The 1,053-nt window shown below is 71.8% G+C and carries 1 protein-coding gene; it reads right to left on the reverse strand.

Annotation, left to right across the window (positions count from 1 at the left end; genetic code table 11):
* A partial coding sequence (locus ACF1FZ_RS35075) for an IS30 family transposase (protein WP_391777414.1) occupies window positions 1-793 on the reverse strand: 793 nt, incomplete at its 3' end.
* Between the last annotated feature and the right edge of the window lie 260 nt (window positions 794-1,053).

The following is a 1,053-nucleotide window of genomic DNA, read 5'->3' on the forward strand; positions in this document are numbered from 1 at the left end:
GTGCCATCTCGCTGCCCTGGTCCCAGGTGAGGGAGCCGCGCAGGTGTGCGGGCAGGGTCTGGATCGTGGCGACGAGACCGTCGCGGACGGTTTCGGCGTCGTGGGCTCCGCCGGGCAGGTGGACCAGCATGGTGTAGCGGGTGGTCCGCTCGACCAGGGTGGCGATCGCGGAGCGGCTGTTGGCGCCGATGATCAGGTCGCCTTCCCAGTGACCGGGCACAGCCCGGTCCTCGATATCGGCGGGGCGGTCGCTGATCATCACCATCGGGTCGGTGAACCGTGGAGTGCGCCGCTGTGGGTCGCGGCGTGGCTTGCGGCGGGTCCGGCCGGAGCGGACGGCTGCCTGCACTTCCCGTTTCAGGCCGCCGCGGGCCTGGAAGTACAGCGCCTGGTAGATCGTTTCCACGCTCACCCGCATGCTCTCGTCGTTGGGATACTCCGTAGTCAGAGCGTGGCAGATCTGCTCCGGTGACCACCTCCTGCGCAGTTGGTCCTGGACGAAGCGGCGCAGCCGTCCCTCGCGCAGCAGCTTGCGCTCCTTGGGCCGGGGCCTGCGCGCGGCGGCGGCGCGGTGGGCGGCGTAGGGCTGGTAGCCCTCGCGGCCCGCGTTCGCGTCGATCTCCCGCTTGATCGTGCTCGCCGACCGCCCCAGGGCCCGTCCGATCGCCCTCAGCGACTGACCCGCCGCGCGGAGGTCGCGGATCTTCTCGCGTTCGGCGAGCGTCAGGAACCGCGGGTGAAGCTGCTTCTCCAGGGCCGTCAGGCCCACCGGTGCCGTGGTCACGCCGCCCATCGTGACGGTCCCGGTGGCGTAGTCGACACGGCGCCCGTCGGCATAGGTGCGCGTGGTGCGGCTCTTTTTAACACCCCGGTCCCAGTCCTTGGCCGTGCGCTCGTTCACGCCGACCTGCCGGGCCGCTGCCCGGCGGGCGACACCGGCGGCCCGAAGCCGCTCGTACTCGTCCCGTCCGGGATGCCGGCGCGGCAGACGCACCGAACTCCGCCCGGCCTTCCGGGCCCAGCCGAAGGCGGTGTTCCGGTTCGCCCCCAGTT

The sequence above is a fragment of the Streptomyces sp. NPDC014623 genome, assembly GCF_043088245.1.
Classification (GTDB): domain Bacteria; phylum Actinomycetota; class Actinomycetes; order Streptomycetales; family Streptomycetaceae; genus Streptomyces.